The following is a 23,434-nucleotide window of genomic DNA, read 5'->3' as shown; positions in this document are numbered from 1 at the left end:
CTCAGCCGGTGAGGCGCTGGGTCATCCAGGCACGCAGGTGGGCGATCTCCTCGGCGCAGACCGAATGCGGCATCGCATAGGTATGCCATTCCACCGGATAGCCCAGGCCTTGCAGCACGTCGCGCGAATGCACGCCGCGGGTCAGCGGCACGATCGGGTCGGCGGTGCCGTGGCCCCAGAAGACCGGCGTGGCGGCATTGGCCGCGCTGCGCTCGGCCTCGAACGAGGACTGCATCGGCAGATACGTGGACAGCGCCACGATGCCGGCCAGCCGGCGCGGATGGCGCAGGCCGCCGGCCAGCGCGATGGCGCCGCCCTGCGAGAAGCCGGCCAGCACGATGCGCTCGTCCGGCACGCCGCGTTCGTTCTCGCGCGCGATCAGCTTCTGCACGGCTTCGATCGAGGCGCGCATGCCGGTTTCGTCCTGGCGCGAGGTGAGGTCGACCCCGGCGATGTCGTACCAGGCGCGCATCGGCATGCCGCCGTTCAAGGTGACCGGGCGTACCGGCGCATGCGGAAACACGAAGCGCAGGCCGGGCCATTCCTGCGCCACCAGCTCCGGCACGATCGGTTCGAAATCATGGCCGTCCGCGCCCAGGCCGTGCAGCCAGATCACGCTATGGGTCAGCCGGGTGGCGGTTTCGTGCTCGACGGTAGGCAGGGACATGCAGGAGGCTTACGCAAGGGGGAGGGGGCGGAGCGGTCCGGGTGGCCGGGGAGCCATCAAACGCACGATGCACGCAATCGCTTACGCGAAGCGGACGCGATGGCCCGTGCATGCAAAACCGCCCGCCGCGGTCGGGGATGCGGGCGGTGCGGCTGACGCATGGTGCCTCCTGGCGGCGCGTGTGGGGCTCGGCTGCAGCAGCCTACGTTGCGCCTTCACCTGCCGGATACAGGACCCATGGCGCTTGCGGGCGGAGCCGTCTTGGTTATGCTCCGGCGTTTTTGCAGTGGAGCGCGCCCATGCGCCGGATGCTTCTCGCGGCCCTCGCCGCCCTGGCGGCCAGCCCCGCCCTGTTCGCCGACACGCCGGCCGCCACCCCCACGGGCACGCTCGACCTCGAAACCATCATGGCCAGCCCGGACTGGATCGGCGCCGCGGTGGAAGCGCCGTACTGGAGCGTCGACGGACGCAGCCTGTACTACTCGCTCAAGCGCGACGGCAGCAAGCTGCGCGACCGCTACCGCATCGACGTGGCCAGCGGCCGCAGCGAAAAGCTGGGCCCGGAAGCGCTGGCGCAGGCCGATGGCCCGGCTGTGTTCGATCGCCAGCACAAGCAGGCCGCATTCGTATTGCACGGCGACGTGTTCCTGGTGGAAGCGGGCACCGGCAAGCGCGTGCAGGTCACCCGCACGCCGGAGACCGAAACCTCGCCGCGTTTCTCCAGCGACGGCCGCAGCCTGCAGTACCGCCAGGGCAAGCAGTGGTTCGTCTATGACATCGCCGCGGGTGTCGCGTCGCCCGCGGCCGTGCTCAACGTGGGCGAGGATCCGCGCGGCAAGCAGCCCGATGCGCTGGGCCGCGACCAGCTGCGCCTGTTCAAGGCGTTGCGCGCGGCCAAGGCCGACAAGGATGCGGCGCGCGCAAACGAGGAAACGCTCGCCGCCGCCGATCCCGGCCGCGCGCCGCGCCCGATCTGGCTGGGCGACGTGGGCGAACTGGTCGATGCCGAGCTGTCGCCGGACGGACGCTGGATGCTGGTGGTCACCCAGCCCAAGGATGCCGGCGGCAAGACGCCGGAACTGACGCATTACGTGACCGAATCCGGCTACGCCGAACAGCAGTCCACGCGCACTTATGTAGGCCGCCGCGATCCCGTCCCGCAGTCGCTGCTGCTGGTCGACCTGCGCGCGCGCAAGAGCTATCCGCTGGATGCCGGCGTGCTGCCGGGCATCAAGGACGATCCGCTGAAGGAGCTGCGCGCCAGGGCGATCGCCGACTTGAACAAGGCCGGCCGCAGCGACGAGGCCAAGGCGCTGAAGGCGCCGGAGCAGCGCGCCGTGCGCATCATTTCCGATGCGGACGACGGCGGTGGCGGCGGCATCGCGTGGAGCGACGACGGCGGCAACCTCGCCATCCAGCTGCGCGCGATCGACAACAAGGACCGCTGGATCGCCAGCGTCGATTTCGACACGCACGCGCTGGTGAATCAGCACCGCCTCACCGACCGCGCCTGGATCAACTGGAACTTCAACGATTTCGGCTGGCTCAAGGACGGCCGCACGCTGTGGTATCTGAGCGAGGAAACCGGCTATTCGCAGTTGTACGCCAAGAGCCTCGGCGGCAAGGCGCATGCGCTTACGAGCGGCAAGTTCGAACTGAGCCACCCGGTGCTGAGCGAGGACGGCCAGTGGTTCTATCTGCGCAGCAATCAGGTCGCGCCGTACAGCTATGACGTGTACCGCGTGCCGGCACAAGGCGGCACGCTGGCGCGGCTCACCCAGTACCAGGGCACGGACGACTTCGTGCTCTCGCCCGATGGCCGCCAGCTGGCGGTGCTGCATTCGGCGCCTTACGTGCTGCCGCAGCTGGCGGTGCAGGACAGCGCCGGCGGCACGCCGCGCGAACTGACCCAGACCATGAAGCCGGCCTTCGCGCAGCGCGCGTGGATCGCGCCGAAGATCGTCGGCGTGGCTTCGTCGCACGGCGCCGGCACCATCTGGGCGAAGTATTACGGGCCGGCCGATGAAGCGGCTGCGGCGTCGAAGCCGGCGGTGATCTTCGTGCACGGCGCGGGTTATCTGCAGAACGTCACGCTGAGCTGGTCCAACTATTTCCGCGAGCAGATGTTCCACAACCTGCTGGTGCAGCAGGGCTACGTGGTGCTGGACATGGATTACCGCGCGTCCGAAGGCTACGGCCGCGACTGGCGCGATGCGATCTACCGCCAGATGGGCCATCCGGAACTGGAAGACCTGCTCGATGGCAAGGCCTGGCTGGTCAAGGAGCATGGCGTCGATCCGCACCGCGTGGGTATCTACGGCGGCAGCTACGGCGGCTTCATGACCCTGATGGCGCTGCTGCGCGCGCCGGGCGAGTTCGCCGCGGGCGCGGCGCTGCGGCCGGTGAGCGATTGGTCCAGCTACAACCACGAATACACCTCGAACATCCTCAACGATCCGCAGCTGGACCCGGAGGCCTACACGGCCAGCTCGCCGATCGAATACGCCGACAAGCTGCAGGATGCGCTGCTGATCCAGCACGGCCTGGTCGACGACAACGTGCTGGCCAGCGATTCGATCCGGCTGTACCAGCGCTTCATCGAGCTGCACAAGCGCAACTTCTGGATGTCGCTGTATCCGATGGAACGGCACGGCTTCGTGCAGCCGGATTCCTGGTACGACGAGTACCGCCGGATCGACGAACTTTTCGACGCCTACGTCAAGCCGGTGCGAACGCAGGAAACTGCGGCGGGGCGCTGATCGGGGCATTCATGTGGCAGTCGGGCCGGACCCTGTTTTTGGCCTGACTGCTCACATATTCATCACGGATTTCACTGATAGAGTGCCGCGGTTCGCGCCAAGGACCTATAGGAAGGGCCGTTATGCTGAGTGCACGTAGTCTGTTTCGGGCAGGCCTGTTCGCCGCCCTGGCGGTTTCCACCTCGGCCATGGCCCGCCAGTTCCCGGCCACCGGCCTGGGTCAGTCCTGGCCCAACGCCACCGATGTCAGCTCCAGCCCGCGCTGGCACGTCTACGTCTTCATCAAGGACGGCGTGCGCTACATCCAGGTCAACGACCTCAACGGCAAGGTGCGCGGCGCCTTCGCCGCCGCCAACGGCCAGTTCCTGGTGCTGCCGATCGGCTCGGATGCCGAAACCGTCTCGGCCGGCCCGAACGCCTCGGCGCTGACCACCGCCGCCACCGGCCAGACCGGCGAAACGGTGTACCGCGACAACGACGTGCGCGTGACCGTGCAGCCGCTCGCCAACGGCCATTCGGCCTTCGCCGCCGACAGCACCACCTGCAGCGACCCGGTGGAGTGCAGCACCCACGTCCAGTAAGCGGCGGGGCCGGCGGACCAACAAAAAGGGCGCGCCTTCCGGCGCGCCCTTTTTTTCATGCCGCCCGGCGTTGCTGCTTATTCCGGGTTGTGCAGGATCAGGCTGATGCGGTTGCCATGGGCGACGCGGCGCTCGCGCACCTGGCCCTCGAACAGCGCGACCTGGTCGCGGATCGCTTCCAGCCCGGTGCTGGTGGTGGCCAGGCCCTGCATCAGCTCGCCCCAGCGCACGGCGCGGGCGGCCACTTCGTCGCGCAGGCCGTCGATGCGCATCACCACCCAGCGGCGGCCGTCGAACGCACCGCCGCGCAGGCGCACGTGGATGCCGCTGATGTCGCGGTCGCCGCACAGGCTGCCGGCGATCTCGCCGATGGTCCGGTACAGCACCAGGTGGATGCCGGGCGAGAGCTGGCTCAGGCCGCGGCCTTCGATGTCGCAGGTGTAGCGCACGCCGGCCGCTTCCAGGGTGCGGGCCACGGCGCCTTCGCGCAGCGCGGCCGGCAGCCCGCGCTGGCGCCAGCTCACCGGATGGAGGTTGTCGGCCAGGCGGAACAGCTGGTCCTGGTTCAACGCCGTCTGCAGGCGGTACTGGCGTTCTTCGGACGTGGGCACGGTGTAGCGCAGGCGCTCCAGCATCAGGTTGCTGGTCTGCTGGATGCTGCCGCGCACCTGCTCGATCGCCATCGCGGTCTGGCGCATGCGCAGTTCGCCGAGGAACAGCGTGCGCTGCGCGAGGGCCAGGGTCTGGCGTGCGTCGAGGCGCTCCTGCAGGTCGCGCCGGTTGAGCACCGAGATGCGCGCGCCGAACATCATCATGGTGGAGATGGTGAAGGCGATCAGCACTTCCGCCTGCATGGTGCCGGGATCGAACGCCGCCGGCATGGTGAACACCACTGCCGTGCTGGCCATGGTTCCGCCGATGGCGACGCCGTACCAGCCATGGCGCAGGGCCAGGAACACCACCGGGATGAACATGCTCATGCGCGCCACCTGGCGCGCCTGCTCGCCCATGCCGCCGCCGCCGATCCAGGCCAGCAGCATCAGCACCGGCAGCAGGCCGAGCGCGCTTTCCAGGAACAGGCGGCTGTCCATCAGGCGCGTCCAGCGCTCATGCGCCGAGGTGAGCTGCCATACCTCGCGGATCATCAGCGCCAGCGGCGCCACGGTCAGCACGCCGAGGTAGTTGCCGATCAGCCAGCGGCCGGCCAGCAGCGGGTAATCCATGGGCGGATAGCCGGCCGGCTTGATCGACACCGAGACGGCGGCCAGGTTGGCCAGAGTCCACACCAGCGAACAGGCCAGCGCACACAGCAGCAGGATGCTGATGCGCACATGGTGGCGACCCTGGAACAGTTGCCAGCGCTCGCGGCACAGATGCACCACCGGCATGGCCAGCGCGATCGGCGGCACCATCATGATGGCCGACCAGGTACCGCCGAAATCGTCCATGCACAGCCACGCGGTATAGCCGAGCGGGCCGAGTTCGCCCACGGCGAGCGCGGGCCAGTAGCGCCGCGGCACCAGCAGCAGGACGGTCAGGCGATAACCGGCGAACAGTACCCAATACGAAAAAGAGACCTGGCGCAGCAATACGAAACCCAAGGCGTAAAGCAGCGCCGCCGCTCCATGGCGTAGCAGAGGATTCTCCACAGCTCTCGATTGCATCCCGGCTCCCCTGAGCTTGTTAGAGCGATCGGCTTCGACAAATGTGAAGGCGGCCGCCTGCGGATACAGCAAATTATCGAATGGGACAGCGGTAGCCGTGAAACCATAGTGAAGGATTCCACATGGCCGGTAACGTTAACGGACGCCGCGTGGATGGCCTTGAGTTCCGCTTTCCCTTAAAGCTCCGGACGCGACCCTCCCGTCCGCCGGAACGACGCCCGTTTGTACTGCGGGCGGCCGCGGCTTATCGCCGATCTCGTCGCAAATGGACAGTCGAAGCGGCGCCAAGGATAGGACGTTGCCGTTCACTTACGTGAAACTTTCAGCCTTTATGCCGCTACGGCGGGCCGGGGCCTCGTGCCACAATGTCCGCTCCGGTCGACCTCCCCGCCTTCGATGACCATCCCCAAAGACGCATACCGGCGCTTCCAGGAAGAGCTCGCCGCGCTCGATCAGAAGCAGGAAGCGGATGCAGGCAAGCCCAGCGGCGCTACGCGCATGGCCCGCGCGCGCGAGGAATTTCTCGAGCTGCGCAAGCGCTACGACCTCTCGGTGGCCGACGTGGTCGCGTTCTTTCCCGAACCGGACGGCGTCGGCTATATCCAGGGGCTGATCGCCGCCAGGGACGCCAAGCCCAAACGCGGCCGCAAGCCGAAAAGCGCCTCCTGAAGGCCGTTCAGGCGATCACCGCCTGCGTATCGAAATAGCGCCCGGGCGACAGCCCGAAACTGCGCCGGAACATCGCCACGAAGGCGCTGACGCTGGCATAGCCCAGCGCATCGGCCACGCTGGCCACCGCCTCGCCCGAGGCCAGCCGCTCCAATGCGCGGGCCAGCCGCGCCTGCTGGCGCCACTGCGCGAAGCTGCTGCCGGTTTCGTAGCGGAACAGGCGCGTCACCGTGCGTGGCGAAAGCCCCGCCCAGTCGGCCCATTCCTCCAGCGTGCGCACGTCGTCCGGGTGTTCGAGCACCGCGTGGGCGATGCGCAGCAGGCGGCGGTCGCTGGGCAGCACCAGGTGCAGCGGTTCTTCCGGGGCGCGGCGCATTTCGTCCATCAGCACGGCGAGCAGGCGTTCCTGCTCCTCCACCAGCGGCTGCATCGGCGACCAGGTCGCCGCGCGCAGCACCAGGGCGCGCATCAGCTCGTTGCCGTTGAGCACGCAGGTGCGCCCGGGCAAGCCTGCCGAGGCGTTGGGCGCGACGTAGACGCCCCAGCCCTGGGTGGCCTCGGCGACGCGCACGGTGTGCAGTTCCCCCGGCGGCAGCCAGCCCACGCGGTGCGGGGGCAGGGTCCAGGCGCCGTAGGCGGTGCGTACGCTGATCAGGCCTCGTTCCAGGTAGAAGAACTGGCCGCGCACGTGGCTGTGCCAGTCCGATTCCACGGTGTGGAAGGCCTTGTTCTTGCCCTCGCCGTTGAGCACGTAGGCGATCAGGTCGGGGCCTTCGGCGCTTTCCAGCCAATGGAAATGTTCGATGGAGCCGTGCGGGGTGTCGGACATGGCGATATATCGAATGACCGGTTCTAGATACAAATTGTCCCTCTGACGATATCAGGCCATTAAGGCCTCCGCCTAGGCTTACGTACTGCGCCTACCCCGGGCGCGACGTCCCCTCGCCACGCGCGGTCACGCCCAAGCCTCCGCGGACGTCCTACTGGAAAACTTCCTGAAGGAGACTGGCATGTCAGCCCAAGACTCGCCGTCCATTCCGATGGACGCCGCCGAGGTTCTGACCCGTTTCGTGGTCAACGCCCAATTGATGCTCGACCCGCTTACCCCCGAAAGCCTGCGCCGCCAGGTGGAACCGAAACTGCTGGACGCCTTGCCGGCCCTGCAGGCGCTGGGCGTGTTCGACCTGTTCGCCATCCGCGACCCGGCCCTGGCCGCCATGGTCGCCGACGAGCTGGCGGCGCGGCGTGCGCAGGTCCCGTCGCGGCCGCGGCCGCTGGCGGCGGCCTGAATATTTGCGAAGGCAGAATATGCTTGTCATATATTTGCCTTGACAAATATTTGAGCGGCAATAGAATGCGCGGCTATGAATCCCGCCAATCCCCCCATGCAGGAAAGCATCGGCATGCTGCTGGCCGCCGTGCGCACGGAAATCGTCCGCGCCATGGAGACCGAACTGGCCGCCCGGGGCATCGAGCTGCGCTTCACCCAGTTCCTGATCCTCAAGCGGCTGTCCGCGCTGGGGCCGATGACGGCGGGCGAACTGGCCCGCTCGATCGAGCTGGACGGCGGCGCCATGACCCGCCAGCTCGACCAGCTCGAAGGCAAGGGCTACCTGCGCCGGCGCCCGCATGAGCAAGACCGGCGCGCCCTGCGCATCGAGCTGACCGACGAAGGCCAGGCGATGACGCAGGAACTCATCAACTGCAACGACCGCGTCGTGAAAGCCGCCCAGGTGTCGCTGGACGAGACCGAGCGGCAGCAGTTGCGCGACTACCTCACGCGCGTGCTGCACGCACTGCGCGACAGGCACTGATCCACCACTTCACTTCTGGACTTATGACCATGCGTCTGCACATCACGGCGGCGGCGATCGGACTGAGCCTGGCTTTGGCCGGCTGCGTCAGCAGCGGCGGCCTGCATCCGTCCGGCACGCTCGCGGAAGCTTCCGCGCTCAAGAGCGAGCGCAGCCTCCAGGGCATCGAGGTCTCGCCGGCGGCCTGGCCGCAGCAGGACTGGTGGAGCGCCCTGGGCGACAGCCAGCTCGATGCGCTGATCGGCGAAGCGCTGCGCGACAACCCCAGCCTGGCCGCCGCCGATGCGCGCGCCCGGCAGGCCCAGGCCACCGTCGGCGCGGCCGATGCCGCGCGCGGCCCCACCGTGAACGCGGGCGCCAGCATCGCCGGCGCGCGCCTGCCGGACGGGCTGATCGCGCCGGAAGGCCATTTCGCCTGGGCCAAGTACGGCTATGCCAGCTTCAACTGGGGCCTGGATCTGTGGGGCGGCAAGCGCGCCGCCTGGGAAGCCGCGCTGGGCGAGGCGCGCGCCGCGGAGATCGACCGCCAGGCCGCGCGCATCCAGCTGTCCACCAACGTGGCCCGCGCCTACACCCAGCTCGGCTACGCCTACGCGCAGCAGGACGTGGCCAAGGCCGAACTGGAACGCGCCAACCGCGCCCGCGACCTCACCCGCCAGCGCGTCAGCGCCGGCATCGACAACCAGCTGCAGCTCAAGCAGGCCGATACCGAAGTCGCCTCCGCCGAGCAGCAGCAGGCCGCGGCCGACCGCTCCATTGATGCGGCGCGCTCGGCCCTGTCGGTGCTGCTGGGCAAGGGTCCGGACCGCGGCCTGGACATCCAGCGCCCGCAGGCCCTGAAGCCCGCCGCCCTGCGGGTGCCCGGCAACCTGCCGGTGGACCTGATCGGCCACCGCGCCGACCTGGTCGCCGCGCGCTGGCGCGTCGAGGCGGCCGGCAAGGACATCAAGGTCGCCAAGAGCGAGTTCATGCCCAACGTCAGCATCGGCGCCATGGCCGGCCTGCTGAACCTGGGCGGCGGCAATCTCTTCAGCCTGCGCAACCGCTTCTACGAGCTGGCGCCGTCGATCAGCCTGCCGATCTTCGACGGCGGCCGCCTGCGCGCGAACCTTGCCGGCAAGGACGCGCAGTACGACCTGGCGGTGGCGCAGTACAACCAGACCCTGGTCGCCGCCACCAATGAAGTGTCCGACGACTACAACGCGCTGCAGTCCGCGCAGCGCCAGATCGACGCGCAGCAGCGCGCGCTCGACGCCGCCACCCAGGCCTGGCAGCTCTCCGACCAGCGCTACAAGGCCGGCATCGGCAACTACCTGGAGGCACTGATCGTGCGCCAGCAGCTGTTGCAGGCGCAGCAGCGCATGGCCGCGCTGCAGTCGCAGCAGGTCGATCTTTCGGTGCAGCTGATCCAGGCGCTCGGCGGCGGCTTCCGTCCGCAGGGCGAGGCGCATGACGTCGCCTCCGCGCCGGCTTCCGCCGCGTCTTCTTCCTCCGTTTCCGCACGCTCTCTCTGAAGGCTTTTCGCCATGTCTAGCCAAACTCCGCTCGCGGCCGACAACGCCGCTCCCCAGCCCCCGAAGAACCGCCGCGGCCTGCTGCTGCGCCTGCTCGGCGTGGCCGTGATCCTTGCCGCCGCCGGCTGGACCGCGTGGTACTTCCTCGACGGCCGCTGGTACGAAGGCACCGACGACGCCTACGTCAACGGCAACGTGGTGCAGATCACCCCGCAGGTGCCCGGCACCGTGGTCACCATCGGTGCCGACGACGGCGACCTGGTGCATGCCGGCGACGTGCTGGTGAAGCTCGATCCCAGCAACACCGAAGTCGCCCTGGCCGAAGCCAAGGCCAGCCTGGCCAGCACCGTGCGCCACGTGCGCGGCCTGTACAGCAATGTCTCCGGCGCGCAGGCCGACGTCGCCGCGCGCAAGGTGGCGGTGGACAAGGCGCGCGCCGACTTCAACCGCCGCCGCGACCTGGCCAAGTCCGGCGCCATCTCGGCCGAGGAGCTGTCGCACGCGCAGGACACCCTCACCACCGCCGAAAGCGGCCTGATCACCGCGCAGCAGCAGCTGGAAACCAGCAAGGTGCTGGTCGACGACACCGTGGTCGCTTCGCATCCGGACGTGCAGGCCGCCGCCGCCAAGCTGCGCGCGGCTTACCTGGACAACCTGCGCACCACCATCGTGGCGCCGGTCGACGGCTACGTCGCCAAGCGTTCGGTGCAGCTGGGCCAGCGCGTTGCCACCGGCGCGCCGCTGATGGCGGTGGTGCCGCTGCACCAGGTGTGGATCGACGCCAACTTCAAGGAAACCCAGCTCACCCACATGCGCATCGGCCAGCCGGTGGAGATCCGCGCCGACGTCTACGGCGGCAAGGTCACCTACAAGGCGCATGTGCAGAGCCTGGGCGTGGGCACGGGCAGCGCGTTCTCGCTGCTGCCGGCGCAGAACGCCACCGGCAACTGGATCAAGATCGTGCAGCGCGTGCCGGTGCGCGTGTTCTTCGACGATCCGAAGCAGCTCGACGAACACCCGCTGCGCATCGGCCTGTCCACCGACGTGGAAGTGAACCTGCACGACCAGACCGGCCCGATGCTGGCCAGGCAGGCGCCGACCCAGCCGGCCTTCAACACCGACGTCTACGCCAAACAGATGGCCGAAGCCGACAGCGCGATCGGCCAGATCATCCACGCCAACATGGCCGGCCAGAAGTAAGCCGCCGGCGGCGGATTTCCCCGCGGGAACCCGCCGCAGCCGGCCTTCTCTCCCCCACGCCCTCCGGCACGCCTATCCCATGAGCACACAATTCCGTCCCCCCAACATGGCGCTGACCACGGTCGGCCTGTCGTTGGCGACCTTCATGCAGGTGCTGGACACCACCATCGCCAACGTGTCGCTGCCGACCATCGCCGGCAACCTCGGCGTGAGCGTGAACCAGAGCACCTGGGTGATCACCTCGTTCGCGGTGAGCATGGCCATCTCGCTGCCGCTCACCGGCTTCCTCACCCGCCGCTTCGGCGAGGTGAAGATGTTCATCTGGTCCACCCTGCTGTTCTCGCTGGCCTCGTTCCTGTGCGGCATCGCGCAGAGCATGGGCATGCTGATCCTGTTCCGCGCCATCCAGGGCGCGGTGGCCGGGCCGATGTATCCGGTGACGCAGGCGCTGCTGATCTCGATCTATCCACCGGCCAAGCGCGGCATGGCGCTGGCCTTGCTGGCGATGGTGACGGTGGTGGCGCCGATCGCAGGCCCCATCCTGGGCGGCTGGATCACCGACAACTATTCGTGGCCGTGGATCTTCTTCATCAACGTGCCGATCGGCATCTTCGCCAGCTTCGTCATCGGCGCGCAGATGAAGGAGCGCAAGGACGTGACCACGCGGCCGAAGATGGACTACGTCGGCCTGATCACCCTGATCATCGGCGTGGGCGCGCTGCAGATCGTGCTGGACAAGGGCAACGACGAGGACTGGTTCAATTCCACCTTCATCGTGGTGACCAGCATCGTCGCGCTGCTGGGCATCCTGGTGTTCCTGATCTGGGAGCTCACCGACAAGGAACCGATCGTCGACCTGCGCCTGTTCCGCCACCGCAACTTCCGCATGGGTACGCTCTCGCTGGTGCTGGCCTATGCGGCGTTCTTCGCGATCGGCCTGCTGGTGCCGCAGTGGATGCAGCGCAACCTGGGTTACACGTCGACGTGGGCGGGCTTCGCCAGCGCGCCGCTGGGCATCCTGCCGGTGCTGCTGACCTTCGTGGTGGGCAAGTACTCCACGCGCTTCGACCTGCGCCTGGTGGCCTCGATCTCGTTCCTGGTGATGGGCACCACCAGCTTCCTGCGCTCGGACTTCTTCCTGGACATCGACTTCATGCACATCGCCGGCGTGCAGTTGCTGCAGGGCCTGGGCGTGGCGCTGTTCTTCATGCCGGTCACGACCATCCTGCTGTCCGACCTGCAGCCGCACGAGATCGCCGCGGGCGGCGGCCTGGCCACCTTCCTGCGTACGCTGGGAGCGAGCTTCTCGGCTTCGCTGACCACGTTCATGTGGGACCGCCGCGCGGTGGTGCACCACGCCCACCTGAGCGAGCACATCACGCCGTACGACCCCACCGCGACGCAGGCGCTGGGCCAGCTCGGCGGTGGCGACCCGCAGACGGCGGCGGCCGTGGTCAACCAGATGATCACCCAGCAGGCTTACCAGATCTCCTTCAACGAGGTGTTCCACGTGCTGGGCTGGATCTTCGTCAGCCTGGTCGCCGTGGTCTGGATGACCAGGCCGCCATTCACGGCCAAGGCCGGGTCCGCCGCGGGCGGTGGGCACTGACCGCTCCGGAGAAAAAAACAACGGCCCCGTTCGGGGCCGTTGCAATTTTCGGGGGTGAAAGCGTCTTACAGATCGAAGCCCACGCCTACCAGCGCCATGGTCTCGCCACGGTTAGGACCGTGCGTGCCGCCGTTGGAGATGTGGCGGATCTGGAAGCTGAGGTATTTGCCTTGCCAACCCACCGTATTCACGAATTCGCCCACGCTGCTCAGCGCCATCGTGCGGCCCGTCTGCACGGCGCCCTGCAGGCTGTAGAAGAAGCCGTGGTACCAGTCGCTGTCGCTGCCGTAGCGCAGGCGGGCGCCGCCGGCCACGAGCCAGACGTCGTCGCCGGTCTCGTAGCGGTTGCCCTGGTAGCGGGAAAGGTTGCGGCCGCCGATCCAGCCCACCGAGACGTCCGGCGCCCAGGTGAACCGGCTGCTGCCGATCGGGTTGGCGTCAAAAGTAGCTTCCACGAACGCCGCATTGGTGCCGTGGGAATCCATGTAGCTGCGGCCGCCCTGGAGCTCCAGGTGGGTCGCGGCCGCAGCGGCCGACGTAGCGCCGGCCAGAGCCAACGCAAGAGCGCTAAGAAAAACCTTGTTCAAACGCATGGGGGTGCCTTTTGGGGGACAGTTCTTTTATGAACTATATGGTTCAATAAGTGTCGTCGATCACAGGTGAACTCGTAAATCCCACCTTCGTTCGACGCAGCGTTCCCCCAGACGCACCAATTGGTTTAGCCCGGATGGTTATTGCGGAATTGCAATAACCCGGATAAAAAGCATTACCCCACATTCTCCCCGGATGAAATGTCATGCACCCTAGCCAGAGCCAAAGCTGCACCGCTTTCGATGGCCACCGCCTGATCGCCTCGGGTCCGCTGCGCGAGGTGGCCGCCGCCACCAAGCAGGCGATCGACGCCGGCGCCAAGGGACCGGTGCTCGTGTTCGACGACCAGACCAGCCTGCCCGTGGAAATCGATTTCCGCGGCGGCGTGGACGATGTGCTGTCCCGCCTGGGCCTCGCCAGCGCGGCCACCGACGCCGCCCCGCGCGGCCCGGGACGCCCCCGCCTCGGCGTGGTGGCGCGCGAGGTCACCTTGCTGCCGCGCCATTGGGAATGGCTGGCCGCGCAGGCCGGCGGCGCCTCCGCCACCCTGCGCCGGCTGGTGGAGGACGCCCGCCGCGGCGAGCAGGACCGCGCCCTGCGCGCCGGCGAAGCGCTGGACCGCTTCATGCAGGCCATGGCCGGCGACCTGCCGCACTACGAGGAAGCCTCGCGTGCCTACTGGCGCGGCGAGCGCGACCGTTTCGGACAATTGATCGAGACGTGGCCCTCCGACGTGCGCGATCATGCGCGTCGCCTGGCGGCGGCTGCCTGGAACGACGCGGACGCCATCGCCTGAAGCCCTGACGTCCCGCCGTTCGCTCCAGCCCGGAACCACCCGCTAGCCCATGTCCTCGCCAGCCACCCGCCAGCCCTCGCTCACTGAAGGGCCGATCGCCCGCACCCTGCTGCTGTTCGCGCTGCCCATCATGGGCAGCACGGTGCTGCAGTCGCTCAACGCCTCCGTCAATGCGATGTGGATCGGCCACTTCCTGGGCGAGTCGGCGCTGAGCGCGGTGAGCAATGCCAGCCTGATCGTGTTCCTGCTGCTCACCGCCGTGTTCGGGGTGAGCATGGCCAGCACCATCCTGGTCGGCCAGAGCCTGGGCGCGCGCAACATGGTGGAAGCCAAGCGCGTGGTCGGCACCGGCGTCACCTTCTTCGTGGCGCTGTCGACGCTGGTTTCGGTGTGCGGCTACTTCAACACCGCGTGGATGCTCCGCCAGCTGGGTACGCCGCCGGATGCCATGCCGTACGCCGTGCCCTATCTGCGCATGGTGTTCGTGGCCATGCCGTCGATGTACTTCTACAACTTCCTGATGATGACCTTGCGCGGCGCCGGCGACGCGCGCACGCCCTTCATGTTCATGGGCATGTCGGTGCTGCTGGACATCGCGCTCAATCCGCTCTTCATGTTCGGCTGGGGTCCGGTGCCGGCGATGGGCACGGCCGGCTCGGGCTTCGCCACGCTGATCTCGCAGAGCGTGGCCCTGGTCGCGCTGCTGGCCACGCTGTACCGGCGCAAGCACTTCCTGCGCCTGACCGGCGACGAGCTGGCGTATCTGAAGCCGGATCCGGCGATCCTGCGCGCGCTCATCTTCAAGGGCCTGCCGATGGGCCTGCAGATGATCGTGATCTCCTCCTCGGCCATGCTGATGATGCGCCTGGTCAACGGCTACGGCTCGCAGACCACCGCCGCCTACGGCGCCGCCACCCAGCTGTGGACATACGTGCAGATGCCGGCGATGGCGATCGGCGCGGCGGTGTCCTCGATGGCGGCGCAGAACATCGGCGCGCGGCTGTGGGACCGCGTGCACCGCATCGCCCGCGCCGGCGTGGCCTACAACTTTCTGTTCGGCGGCACCCTGATCGCGCTGATCTATCTCTTCAACCGCGCGGCGCTGCATCTGTTCCTGCCCGGCGACGGCGAGGCGATCGCGCTGGCCCAGCACCTGAACATGATCGCGGTGTGGTCCTTCCTGTTCTTCGGCATCACCTTCGTGCTGTTCGGCGTGGTGCGCTCCACCGGCGCGGTGTGGCCGCCGCTGATCGTGCTCACCATTTCGATGTGGTTGATCCGCCCGCCGTTCGCCTTCGCGCTGATGCCCAAGCTCGGTGCCGACGCCATCTGGTGGAGCTTCCCGCTCGGCTCGCTGGCCTCGATGCTGATGGCCATGGCGTATTACCGCTGGGGCGGCTGGCAGAAGGCGCACATGCTGGCGCCGCCGGCTCCCGCGCCGGCGCCAGGCCTGCCCGAAGCCGCGGCCGCCGAAGCCGCCGACTAAACTAAACAGCCCCCGCCCGCTGCCACGCGACTGTCATGCCGCGTGCCTAAGGTCGGGCGGATGACCCGTCCCCTCCTTCGCTGCCGGCGGTGCGCATGAGCTTCTCGCGCCGCCGTTTCCTGCTCGGCGCCGGCGGTGTGCTCGCCGCGCCGCTGTTCCCCGGCTTGCTGCGCGCGGCGCCGGCCATGCCGATGGCGGACAAGCGCATGGCGCCGCAGCTGGCGCAGCCGAACCAGCCGCTGGTCAATCCCGCCACGCTGGCGCGCTTCGTCGATGCCCTGCCGCTGCCGCCGGTGGCGCGCCCGATCGGGCAGCGCGAGCACCCCGCGCATCCCGGCCGGCGCCTGCCGCTCTATCGCATGGAGATGCGCGCGTTCCAGGCGCGCCTGCACCGCGACCTGCCGCCCACCACGCTATGGGGCTACCAGGGCAGCAGCCCCGGACCCACCCTGGAAGCGCGGCGCGATGAGCCTTTTCTGGTGGAGTGGGCGAACGCGCTGCCCACGCATCATCTGCTGCCGATCGACCACGGCATCCACGGCGCGGAAAAAGACCGCCCCGACGTGCGCACCGTCGCGCACGTGCATGGCGCACGCGTCGGCCCGAACGACGACGGCTGGCCGGAAGACGCCTTCGCGCCCGGCCACTCGCTGCTCTACCGCTACCCGAACGCGCAGGACGCCGCGACGCTCTGGTACCACGACCACGCGATGGGCATCACGCGCCTCAACATCTATGCCGGCCTGTACGGCGCCTACCTGCTGCGCGATCCGGAAGAACAGGCGCTGGCCCTGCCTTCGGGCGACTACGAGCTGCCGCTGATGCTGTGCGACCGGCTGATCGCGCGCGACGGCCAGCTCTACTATCCGGTCTCCGACGACCCCGCCGCACCGTGGGTGTCCGAGGCCTACGGCAATGCCACGCTGTGCAACGGCAAGCTGTATCCGTACCTGGAAGTGGAGCCGCGCCGCTACCGCCTGCGCCTGATCAATGCGGCGAATGCGCGCCATTACGAACTGAGCCTTTCCAGCCGCCGTCCCTTCGTGCAGATCGGCAGCGACCAGGGCCTTCTCGGCACACCGCTGGAACGCATGCGCGTGGAGCTGTATCCGGCCGAGCGCGCCGACGTGGTGGTCGATTTCTCCGGCCTGGACGGCAAGACGGTGGAACTGCGCCAGCCTTCCGAACCGCTGCTGCAGTTCCGCGTGCGCAGCCGCGACAACAAGCGTGCGGCGTCGGTCGCCGTGCCTGCCGCGCTGCGCGCCGTGCCGCGCATGGAGGCCGCCACCGCCGTGCGCGAACGCATCCTTACCGTCGGCGAGATGGACGACGCCAACGGCAACGCGATGATGATGACCCTGGGCGGCCATCACTGGTCCGATCCCATCACCGAAGATCCCGTGCAGGACAGCGTGGAAATCTGGAGCCTGGTCAACCTCACCGGCGACGCGCATCCGATCCACCTGCACCTGGTGCGCTTCCAGATTCTCGAGCGCCGCCCCTACGACCTGTTCGCCTGGAACGAGCGCAAGGAACTGAAGTACACCGGCCCCGGCCAGCCGCCGCCGCCGCATGAGGCCGGCTGGAAGGACACAGTGCGCGCGGACGCCGACATGGTCACTCGCATCATCGTGCGATTCGAGGGCGAGCCCGGCAAATACGTGTGGCATTGCCACCTGCTCGAGCATGAAGACAACGAAATGATGCGGCCTTTCAAGCTGTTGCCGAAAGCCTGAAAAACCGCTGGTTTTTGCGCTTGCGCAAGCCCTTGCGCCTGTCGCCGCGCTGTCATCTGCGCCGCCATCGCTGTCGCTTCGCTGCCAACGCAACGTCATGGGCGAAGACCATGCTCCGCGCCGGCCCGCGTCATTCCACGGCACGCGGCCGCATCAGGGGGACCACGTTGCAGCCTTCGCGTTGCAGGAGTCCAAAGTCATGCCCAAGCTTCACGGCTGTCCGCGTTACCTGCCGTTCCTCACCGCTGCGCTCGCCACCGTCCTGGCCGGCGCGGCGGGTGCGCAAACCACTAACGCCGAGCAGGATGCCGCGTTCCGCCATGGCATTCCCGGCGCCGGCACCAGTCCGCGTCCGGGCATACCGGGCGGCATCGTCACGCTGCACCGCCCCGGTGAGCCGGGCGACCGCAGCGACCGCACGCGCACCCCGATCAAGCACGTGATTCTGCTGATCGGCGAAAACCGCACCTTCGACCATGTCTACGCCACCTACACGCCGCCCAAGGGCCAGAGCGTGCACAACCTGTTGTCCGAAGGCATCGTCAACGCCGACGGCACGCCGGGCCCGAACGTAGCCCTGGCCAGGCAGTGGCAGGCCACCGACACCGGCAAGTTCGCCATCGCGCCCAAGCGCACCGCGCCCTACGCCATGCTGCCGGCGATGAACACCGGCGGCGCGCCGACCCAGCCCTATTTCGCTTCCGCCGCGCAGGCCGAAGCGGTGGAGCCGGGCCTGCCCGCGGGCGAATACGGCCAGCTCGCCAGCGGCGGCACCGGCCTGCCGGGGCACGTGGTCGATACGCGCTTCCCCACGCAGTTGCCGAATGCGCCGGTCGACATGAGCGCGTCGCTCAGCTACGACGACTACGCCAACAGCCCCGTGCACCGCTTCTTCCAGATGTGGCAGCAGCTCGACTGCTCGGCCGGCGCCGCCACGCGCAGCAACCCCAGCGGCTGCCGCAACGATCTGTTCCCGTGGGTGGAAACCAGCTTCGGCGCCGGCAGCAACGGCGCGCCGCGGCCGGCCAGCTTCAACGACCAGACCACCGGCGAAGGCTCCACCGCCATGCAGTTCCTCAACATGGCCAAGGGCGACGCGCCGTACTTCAACGAGCTGGCGCGCGACTATGCGCTCAGCGACAACTTCCACCAGTCCGTGATGGGCGGCACCGGCGCGAACCACATCATGCTCGGCTATGCCAGCCTGATCTATTACGCCGACGCACAGGGCCGTCCGGCCACGCCGCCGGTCAACCAGATCGAGAACCCCGATCCCATGCCGGGCGCCGACAACTGGTACACGCAGGACGGCTACGGCGGCGGTTCCTACGTGAACTGCGCGGACGAAAGCCAGCCGGGCGTGGCCTCGGTGAAGGACTACCTGCGCAGCCTGCCGTACCGCAGCTTCCGCGGCGGCGACTGCAAGCGCGACGCCTATTACCTGGTCAACAACTACAACCCCGGCTACCTGGGCGACGGCACGCCCGCGCCGCTGGGCGCGGACCAGTTCACCATCCCGCCGACGCGGCAGGAGAACCTGGCCCTGCTGCTCAGCCGCCATCACGTGAGCTGGAAGTACTACGGCGAAGGCTGGGGCGACGGCAAGGAGAACGGCGAGGCCGGTACCTTCTGCAATATCTGCGATCCGTTCCTGTACTCCACGCAGGTGATGACCGATCCCAAGCTGCGCGCGAACAACCAGGACATCAACGACCTGTACCGCGACATCCAGAACAACACTTTGCCCGCGGTGGCGATCGCCAAGCCGGACGGCATCCTCGACGGCCATCCGGCGTCTTCCAAGCTCGGCCTGTTCGAGGGCTATGTGAAGAAGATCGTGGACATGGCCAAGGCCAATCCCGAGGTGTGGAAGGACACCGCCATCGTGGTCACCTTCGACGAAGGCGGCGGCTATTGGGACTCCGGTTATATCCAGCCGATCGACTTCTTCGGCGACGGCACGCGCATCCCGATGCTGGTGATCTCCCGCTTCTCCACCGGCGGCCGCGTGGTGCACACCTATTACGACCATGTCTCCTTCGACAAATTCGTCGAAGCCAACTGGGGCCTGCACGAGACCATCTCGCCGCGCGGCCGCGACAACCTGCCGAATCCGCGCTCGCGTCCGGACAATCCGTACGTGCCGGTGAATGCGCCGGCGCTGGGCAATCTGATGGACATGTTCGACTTCGGCCGCTACGCGCGGCACGACGGCGACGACAACGACGACCTGCAGGACTGACGGCCGCCAGTCACCGCGCCATGGCCACGGGGCCATGGCGCCTCCGCGCCGGTGCCGCAGGGAGGTGGCGCCGGCCAGCATGGATCACCGGGCAGGGCTTACCGATGCAAGTGGCTTATCAGCTGGCGCGCTTCGTCCACGCCGCGCTTACCGTATTACTGCTGTCGTCCGTGCTGGCGCCGCGCGCGCATGCCGACGCCGGCGATTTCCAGGCGATGCCTGGCCTGTGGAAGATCGTCACGCATGCCAAGGGCGCGCCGCATGAGACGGTGGCGTGGCATTGCGTCGATGAAGACGCCGATCCGTGGGCATCGTTCGCGCTGCCGCCACCGGATGCGAGCTGCCAGCGCAGCGACGAACACCGCAGCCGCACCTCGCTCGACTGGCATGTGCAGTGCCATGCACCGCCCGTGCTGCATGGCCGGGTCGCCTTCGATTCGCCGGAGCACTACAGCGCCAGCTTGGGCGCCGAGGGCGCGGAACCGCTGCTTCGCGTCGACGGCCGGCGCTACGCCGCCTGCACCAGCCCCAAGGATTGACCGCCGCTCCCCGTAGGTTGGGGTGAGCGCAGCGAACCCCAACGATGCGTGGCGCTATGGATGGCGAATGTTGGGGTTCGCTGCGCTCACCCCAACCTACGCGTTCTTTCAGGCGCCTTGGCTGGCCGCCTTCAATGCGCGCTTCGCCTGCCGCCGCTCGCGCCGCGCGGCCTTGCGCGCCTTGCGGTCGTATACGCGCAGGTAGATCGCCGGCGTGCTGAGCAAGGTCAGCAGCTGCGACACGAACAGGCCGCCCAGGATCGCTACGCCCAGCGGCTGACGCATTTCCGAACCCGCGCCGAAGCCGATCGCGAGCGGCAGTGCCGCGCCCATCGCCACCAGGGTGGTCATGGTGATCGGACGGAAGCGCACCAGGGCCGCTTCGCGGATCGCCTCCGGCGGCGAGCGGCCGTGTTCGCGTTCGGCGACCAGGGCGAAGTCCACCATCAGGATGGCGTTCTTCTTCACGATGCCGATCAGCATCAGGATCGCGATCACCGACATCATGGTCAGCTGGGTATGCGTGACCAGCATGGCCAGGAAGGCGCCCATGCCCGCAGCCGGCAAGGTTGAAAGAATGGTCAGCGGATGCACCAGGCTCTCGTACAGGATGCCCAGCACGATATACATGGCCATGATCACCGCGAAGAAGATGAACAGGCCATTGGTCAGCGCTTCCATCAGCTGCTGGTTGTTGCCGCTGTACTTCTTCTGCACGCCGGCCGGCAGCCCGGCCGCGGCCATGGCGTCGTCGACGCGGCGCAGCCCTTCCACCTGCGACACGCCATCGGCGAGGTTGTAGCTGATGGATGAGGATTCCAGCTGGTTGTAGTGGCGGATCTCCAGCGGCGCGATGTTCGGCTCGATCTTGGCCACCGCCGAAAGCGGGATCATCTTGCCCTGCGTATTGCGCACATAGGTGTTGAGCAGCGTGTCCGGGCTGATCGACTGCGCCGCCGAGGTCAGCACCACCCAGTACTGGTTGATGTCCGAATAGATCACCGACACCGGACGCTGTCCGAACGCGTTGTACAAGGCCGTGTCCACCGACGCCGCGCTCAGCAGCAGGCGGCCGGCCGCATCGCGGTCCACCTTCAGCTTCTGCTGCTTGCCGATGGCGTCGAAGTTGGTGGTGACGTCGCGGAATTCCTTCAGGCCGCGCATGACGCGCGCCAGCTTGAGGGTCGGGCCTTGCAGGTCGGTGCCGTCGGCGCTGCTGAGCTGGAACTGATACTGCCCGCCGCCGCCGCCACCCCCGCCGCCACCGCCGATGAACTGCAGCGGGGTCAGCGAGGCGGTGATGTCCGGGATGGCCTTGTACTGCGCATCCAGGCGCTTGATCACGTCCTTGACCGGGTCGTGGCGCTGGCCGGGCTGCTTGCCCAGGGGCTTCAAGTCCACGAACAGCGTGATGCTGTTGCCGACCGCGCCATTGTTGTTGTTGCCGCCCAGGATGGTGGTGACGTCGAGCACCGCCGGGTCCTTCAGCATGATCGCGCCCATCTTCTGCGCGCGCTCGGCCAGCAGGGTCGGCGAGATGTTCGCATCCAGATTGAAATTGGCCTGCAGCATGCCGATGTCTTCCTCCGGCATGATGCCGCCGCCGGCGGTCTTGGCCACCGCGAAGGCCAGCACGCCGGTCAGCACCAGCAGCAGCGGCGGCTGCCAGCGCATCAGGCCGCGATGGCGCATGGCCCAGTCCAGCGAGCGCTCGTACACGTGCAGCAGCCAGCCGTCGAAGCGTTCGGCCAGGCGCGACAGCGCGGAGGCGGGCTTGCCGTCCGGATGTTCGAGCGAGAGATAGCGCCCGCACAGCGCCGGCGTCAGGGTCAGCGAGACGATGGCCGAGATCACCACCGTCGCGGTGAGCGTCACCGAGAACTCTTTCATCAAGGTGGTGAAAAAGTTATTACCGAACAGCATCGGCGCGAACACCGCCACCAGCGACAAGGTGATCGAGACCACCGTGAAGCCGATCTCGCGCACGCCGGTCAGCGCCGCCTGCAGCGGCCGTTCGCCGTGTTCCATGTGGCGCACGATGTTCTCGATCACCACGATGGCGTCGTCCACCACGAAGCCGATACACAGCACCAGGGCCACCAATGACAGCGTGTTCAAGGTGTAGCCCAGCACCCACATCAGCACGAAGGCGCCAGCCAGCGACAGCGGCACGCTGAGCATGGCGATCAGGGTGGGGCCGATGCGGCGCAGGAAGATCAGCATCACCACCGCCACCATGGCGATACTGAGCAGCAGCGCCACTTCCACTTCGTGCAGCGCGGACTTGGTGGTCTGGGTGAGGTCGAAGATCGGGGTGATCTTCACGTCCGCCGGCATCAGGTGCTGGAACTCCGGCAGCTTGGCGCGGATGGCGTCCGCCGTGGCCACGGCGTTGGCGTCGGCGCGCTTGCTGATCTGCATCGCCACCGTGCGGTCGCCGTTGAACCAGGCCGCCTGGAACTCGTCCTGCTGGCCGCTGGTGATGGTGGCCACGTCCGACAGCCGCACCGGCGTGCCCTTGCGCGAGGCGATCAGCAGCGCGCCGAACTCGTCGGCGGTATGCAGCGAATCGTTCGCCAGCACCGTCATCTGCGTCCAGCCATTGCTCAGCACGCCCTGCGGCGCGGTGACATTGGCCGCGATCAGCGCATTGCTGACGTCGTCGCTGGTGAGCTGCTTGGCGGCCAGCGCATCCGGGTTCAGCGCCACGCGCACCGCATGCGGCGTGCCGCCGAACACCTGCACCTGGGCCACGCCCGGCACCTGGGCCACGGCAGGCTTGAGCATGGTGTCGGTGAGGTCGTAGAGCTTGTCCGGCGGCAGGCTGGTCGAGGTGAGCGAGACCAGCAGCACCGGGATCTGCGAGGTGTCGAACTTGAAGTACTGCGGCGGACTGGGCATGCCCGGCGGCAGATCCGGCTGGGCCGCATTGATGGCCGCCTGCACGTCGCGTGCGGCCTTGTCGGCGCTGCGGCCGAAATTGAACAGGATCTGGATCTGCGTGGCGCCGTCGTTGGTGGTCGACACCATCTGCCGGATCTCCGGGATCCGGCCCAGATGCCGCTCCAGCGGCGCCACCACCGAACTGGCCATGGTCTGCGCATTGGCCCCCGGCATCTGCGCGAACACCACCACGCCGGGAAACTCGATGGTCGGCAGCGCCGCGACGCCCAGCAGCAGGTAGGCCCAGAAACCGGCCAGCACCAGCCCGATGGCGAGCAGCGAGGTGCCGATGGGTCGACGAATCAGCGGCGCAAAAATGTTCACAAGGCTTCCGTACCGGAGGTGCGCTGCGCGTAGCCTGCAGGGCGAATCGGCGCGCACCGGGGAGTACCGATGCAACGGGCATCGGGGGCATGGGCAATCATATCGGCTATAAGACCGCGCCACCCGTGACGCGCGGATGTGCCTTTAGTCCGGCCGTGTCGAAAGGCAGGGGGCTTCTTGAGCTCAAGAGCTTTTTTCTGCGCTTCGTAAAAACGTTGTCGCTAGAGCGGCCCCTCACCCCAACCCTCTCCCCGGAGGGGAGAGGGGGATGACGGGTGGGGCGAAAAGCGAGCGAAGAGC

Annotated in this window: 18 protein-coding genes; 13 read left to right on the top strand and 5 right to left on the bottom strand. The window is 67.8% G+C overall.

Annotated features, from left to right (window positions below; genetic code table 11):
• Window position 1 precedes the first annotated feature (1 nt).
• Window positions 2-667 carry an alpha/beta fold hydrolase gene (locus FHW85_RS14925; RefSeq protein WP_167252930.1) on the bottom strand — a complete coding sequence of 222 codons (666 nt, stop codon included), beginning with the start codon at window positions 665-667 and terminating at the stop codon, window positions 2-4.
• Window positions 668-966: 299 nt separating this feature from the next.
• Between FHW85_RS14925 and FHW85_RS14920 the strand changes: the two genes are divergently transcribed.
• Both FHW85_RS14920 and FHW85_RS14915 read left to right on the top strand, forming a co-directional pair.
• Window positions 967-3,426, top strand: a complete 2,460-nt coding sequence (locus FHW85_RS14920; RefSeq protein ID WP_168648787.1) for a prolyl oligopeptidase family serine peptidase — start codon at window positions 967-969, stop codon at window positions 3,424-3,426.
• Window positions 3,427-3,548: 122 nt separating this feature from the next.
• Window positions 3,549-4,007, top strand: coding sequence for a hypothetical protein (locus FHW85_RS14915; RefSeq protein ID WP_168648786.1), 459 nt, complete (start codon window positions 3,549-3,551; stop codon window positions 4,005-4,007).
• 77 nt (window positions 4,008-4,084) lie between these two features.
• Here the strand turns inward: FHW85_RS14915 and FHW85_RS14910 are convergent, their stop codons facing one another.
• Entirely contained in the window at window positions 4,085-5,671 is a 1,587-nt protein-coding gene (locus FHW85_RS14910) for an MASE1 domain-containing protein (RefSeq protein WP_168648785.1), read from the bottom strand.
• Window positions 5,672-6,067: 396 nt separating this feature from the next.
• Between FHW85_RS14910 and FHW85_RS14905 the strand changes: the two genes are divergently transcribed.
• Window positions 6,068-6,340 carry a 2-hydroxyacyl-CoA dehydratase gene (locus FHW85_RS14905; protein WP_167252934.1) on the top strand — a complete coding sequence of 91 codons (273 nt, stop codon included), beginning with the start codon at window positions 6,068-6,070 and terminating at the stop codon, window positions 6,338-6,340.
• Between the two features lie 7 nt (window positions 6,341-6,347).
• Here FHW85_RS14905 and FHW85_RS14900 read toward each other — a convergent pair whose 3' ends face one another.
• Window positions 6,348-7,169: a helix-turn-helix transcriptional regulator gene (locus tag FHW85_RS14900; RefSeq protein WP_167252935.1), complete on the bottom strand. Its 822-nt coding sequence runs from the start codon at window positions 7,167-7,169 to the stop codon at window positions 6,348-6,350.
• A gap of 181 nt (window positions 7,170-7,350) precedes the next feature.
• Between FHW85_RS14900 and FHW85_RS14895 the strand changes: the two genes are divergently transcribed.
• The 5 genes from FHW85_RS14895 to FHW85_RS14875 all read left to right on the top strand — a co-directional run bounded on the left by FHW85_RS14895 (window position 7,351) and on the right by FHW85_RS14875 (window position 12,477).
• Window positions 7,351-7,629: a hypothetical protein gene (locus FHW85_RS14895; protein WP_168648784.1), complete on the top strand. Its 279-nt coding sequence runs from the start codon at window positions 7,351-7,353 to the stop codon at window positions 7,627-7,629.
• A 96-nt stretch (window positions 7,630-7,725) separates the two neighbouring features.
• On the top strand, window positions 7,726-8,154 hold the full coding sequence (locus FHW85_RS14890) for a MarR family transcriptional regulator (protein WP_246866783.1): 429 nt from the start codon (window positions 7,726-7,728) through the stop codon (window positions 8,152-8,154).
• Between the two features lie 29 nt (window positions 8,155-8,183).
• Window positions 8,184-9,668: an efflux transporter outer membrane subunit gene (locus FHW85_RS14885; RefSeq protein WP_168648783.1), complete on the top strand. Its 1,485-nt coding sequence runs from the start codon at window positions 8,184-8,186 to the stop codon at window positions 9,666-9,668.
• Window positions 9,669-9,680: 12 nt separating this feature from the next.
• Window positions 9,681-10,868, top strand: a complete 1,188-nt coding sequence (locus FHW85_RS14880) for an HlyD family efflux transporter periplasmic adaptor subunit (RefSeq protein WP_167252938.1) — start codon at window positions 9,681-9,683, stop codon at window positions 10,866-10,868.
• Window positions 10,869-10,947: 79 nt separating this feature from the next.
• Window positions 10,948-12,477 (top strand): DHA2 family efflux MFS transporter permease subunit, encoded by a 1,530-nt coding sequence (locus FHW85_RS14875; RefSeq protein WP_168648782.1) that lies wholly within the window; start codon window positions 10,948-10,950, stop codon window positions 12,475-12,477.
• A 65-nt stretch (window positions 12,478-12,542) separates the two neighbouring features.
• On the opposite strand, the gene FHW85_RS14870 is transcribed toward FHW85_RS14875, so the two are convergent.
• Entirely contained in the window at window positions 12,543-13,070 is a 528-nt protein-coding gene (locus FHW85_RS14870) for a lipid A 3-O-deacylase (RefSeq protein ID WP_168648781.1), read from the bottom strand.
• Window positions 13,071-13,273: 203 nt separating this feature from the next.
• On the opposite strand from FHW85_RS14870, the gene FHW85_RS14865 reads away from it, so the two are divergent.
• The 5 genes from FHW85_RS14865 to FHW85_RS14845 all read left to right on the top strand — a co-directional run bounded on the left by FHW85_RS14865 (window position 13,274) and on the right by FHW85_RS14845 (window position 19,867).
• Window positions 13,274-13,864, top strand: a complete 591-nt coding sequence (locus FHW85_RS14865) for a DUF2239 family protein (RefSeq protein ID WP_168648780.1) — start codon at window positions 13,274-13,276, stop codon at window positions 13,862-13,864.
• 49 nt (window positions 13,865-13,913) lie between these two features.
• Complete coding sequence (locus tag FHW85_RS14860; RefSeq protein WP_168648779.1) at window positions 13,914-15,350, top strand: MATE family efflux transporter; 1,437 nt, start codon at window positions 13,914-13,916, stop codon at window positions 15,348-15,350.
• A 95-nt stretch (window positions 15,351-15,445) separates the two neighbouring features.
• Window positions 15,446-17,086 carry a multicopper oxidase domain-containing protein gene (locus tag FHW85_RS14855; protein WP_168648778.1) on the top strand — a complete coding sequence of 547 codons (1,641 nt, stop codon included), beginning with the start codon at window positions 15,446-15,448 and terminating at the stop codon, window positions 17,084-17,086.
• A 199-nt stretch (window positions 17,087-17,285) separates the two neighbouring features.
• Window positions 17,286-19,328, top strand: a complete 2,043-nt coding sequence (locus FHW85_RS14850; RefSeq protein WP_168648777.1) for an alkaline phosphatase family protein — start codon at window positions 17,286-17,288, stop codon at window positions 19,326-19,328.
• 104 nt (window positions 19,329-19,432) lie between these two features.
• A complete protein-coding gene (locus tag FHW85_RS14845) occupies window positions 19,433-19,867 on the top strand; it encodes a DUF3617 family protein (RefSeq protein ID WP_168648776.1) in 435 nt (144 codons plus the stop codon).
• Window positions 19,868-19,975: 108 nt separating this feature from the next.
• Here FHW85_RS14845 and FHW85_RS14840 read toward each other — a convergent pair whose 3' ends face one another.
• Window positions 19,976-23,134 carry an efflux RND transporter permease subunit gene (locus tag FHW85_RS14840; RefSeq protein WP_168648775.1) on the bottom strand — a complete coding sequence of 1,053 codons (3,159 nt, stop codon included), beginning with the start codon at window positions 23,132-23,134 and terminating at the stop codon, window positions 19,976-19,978.
• Window positions 23,135-23,434: the final 300 nt, after the last annotated feature.

This window comes from Dyella sp. SG609, assembly GCF_012275375.1.
GTDB classification, from domain to species: Bacteria; Pseudomonadota; Gammaproteobacteria; order Xanthomonadales; family Rhodanobacteraceae; genus Dyella_D; species Dyella_D marensis.
This window is presented reverse-complemented; position numbering and strand designations above follow the sequence as displayed.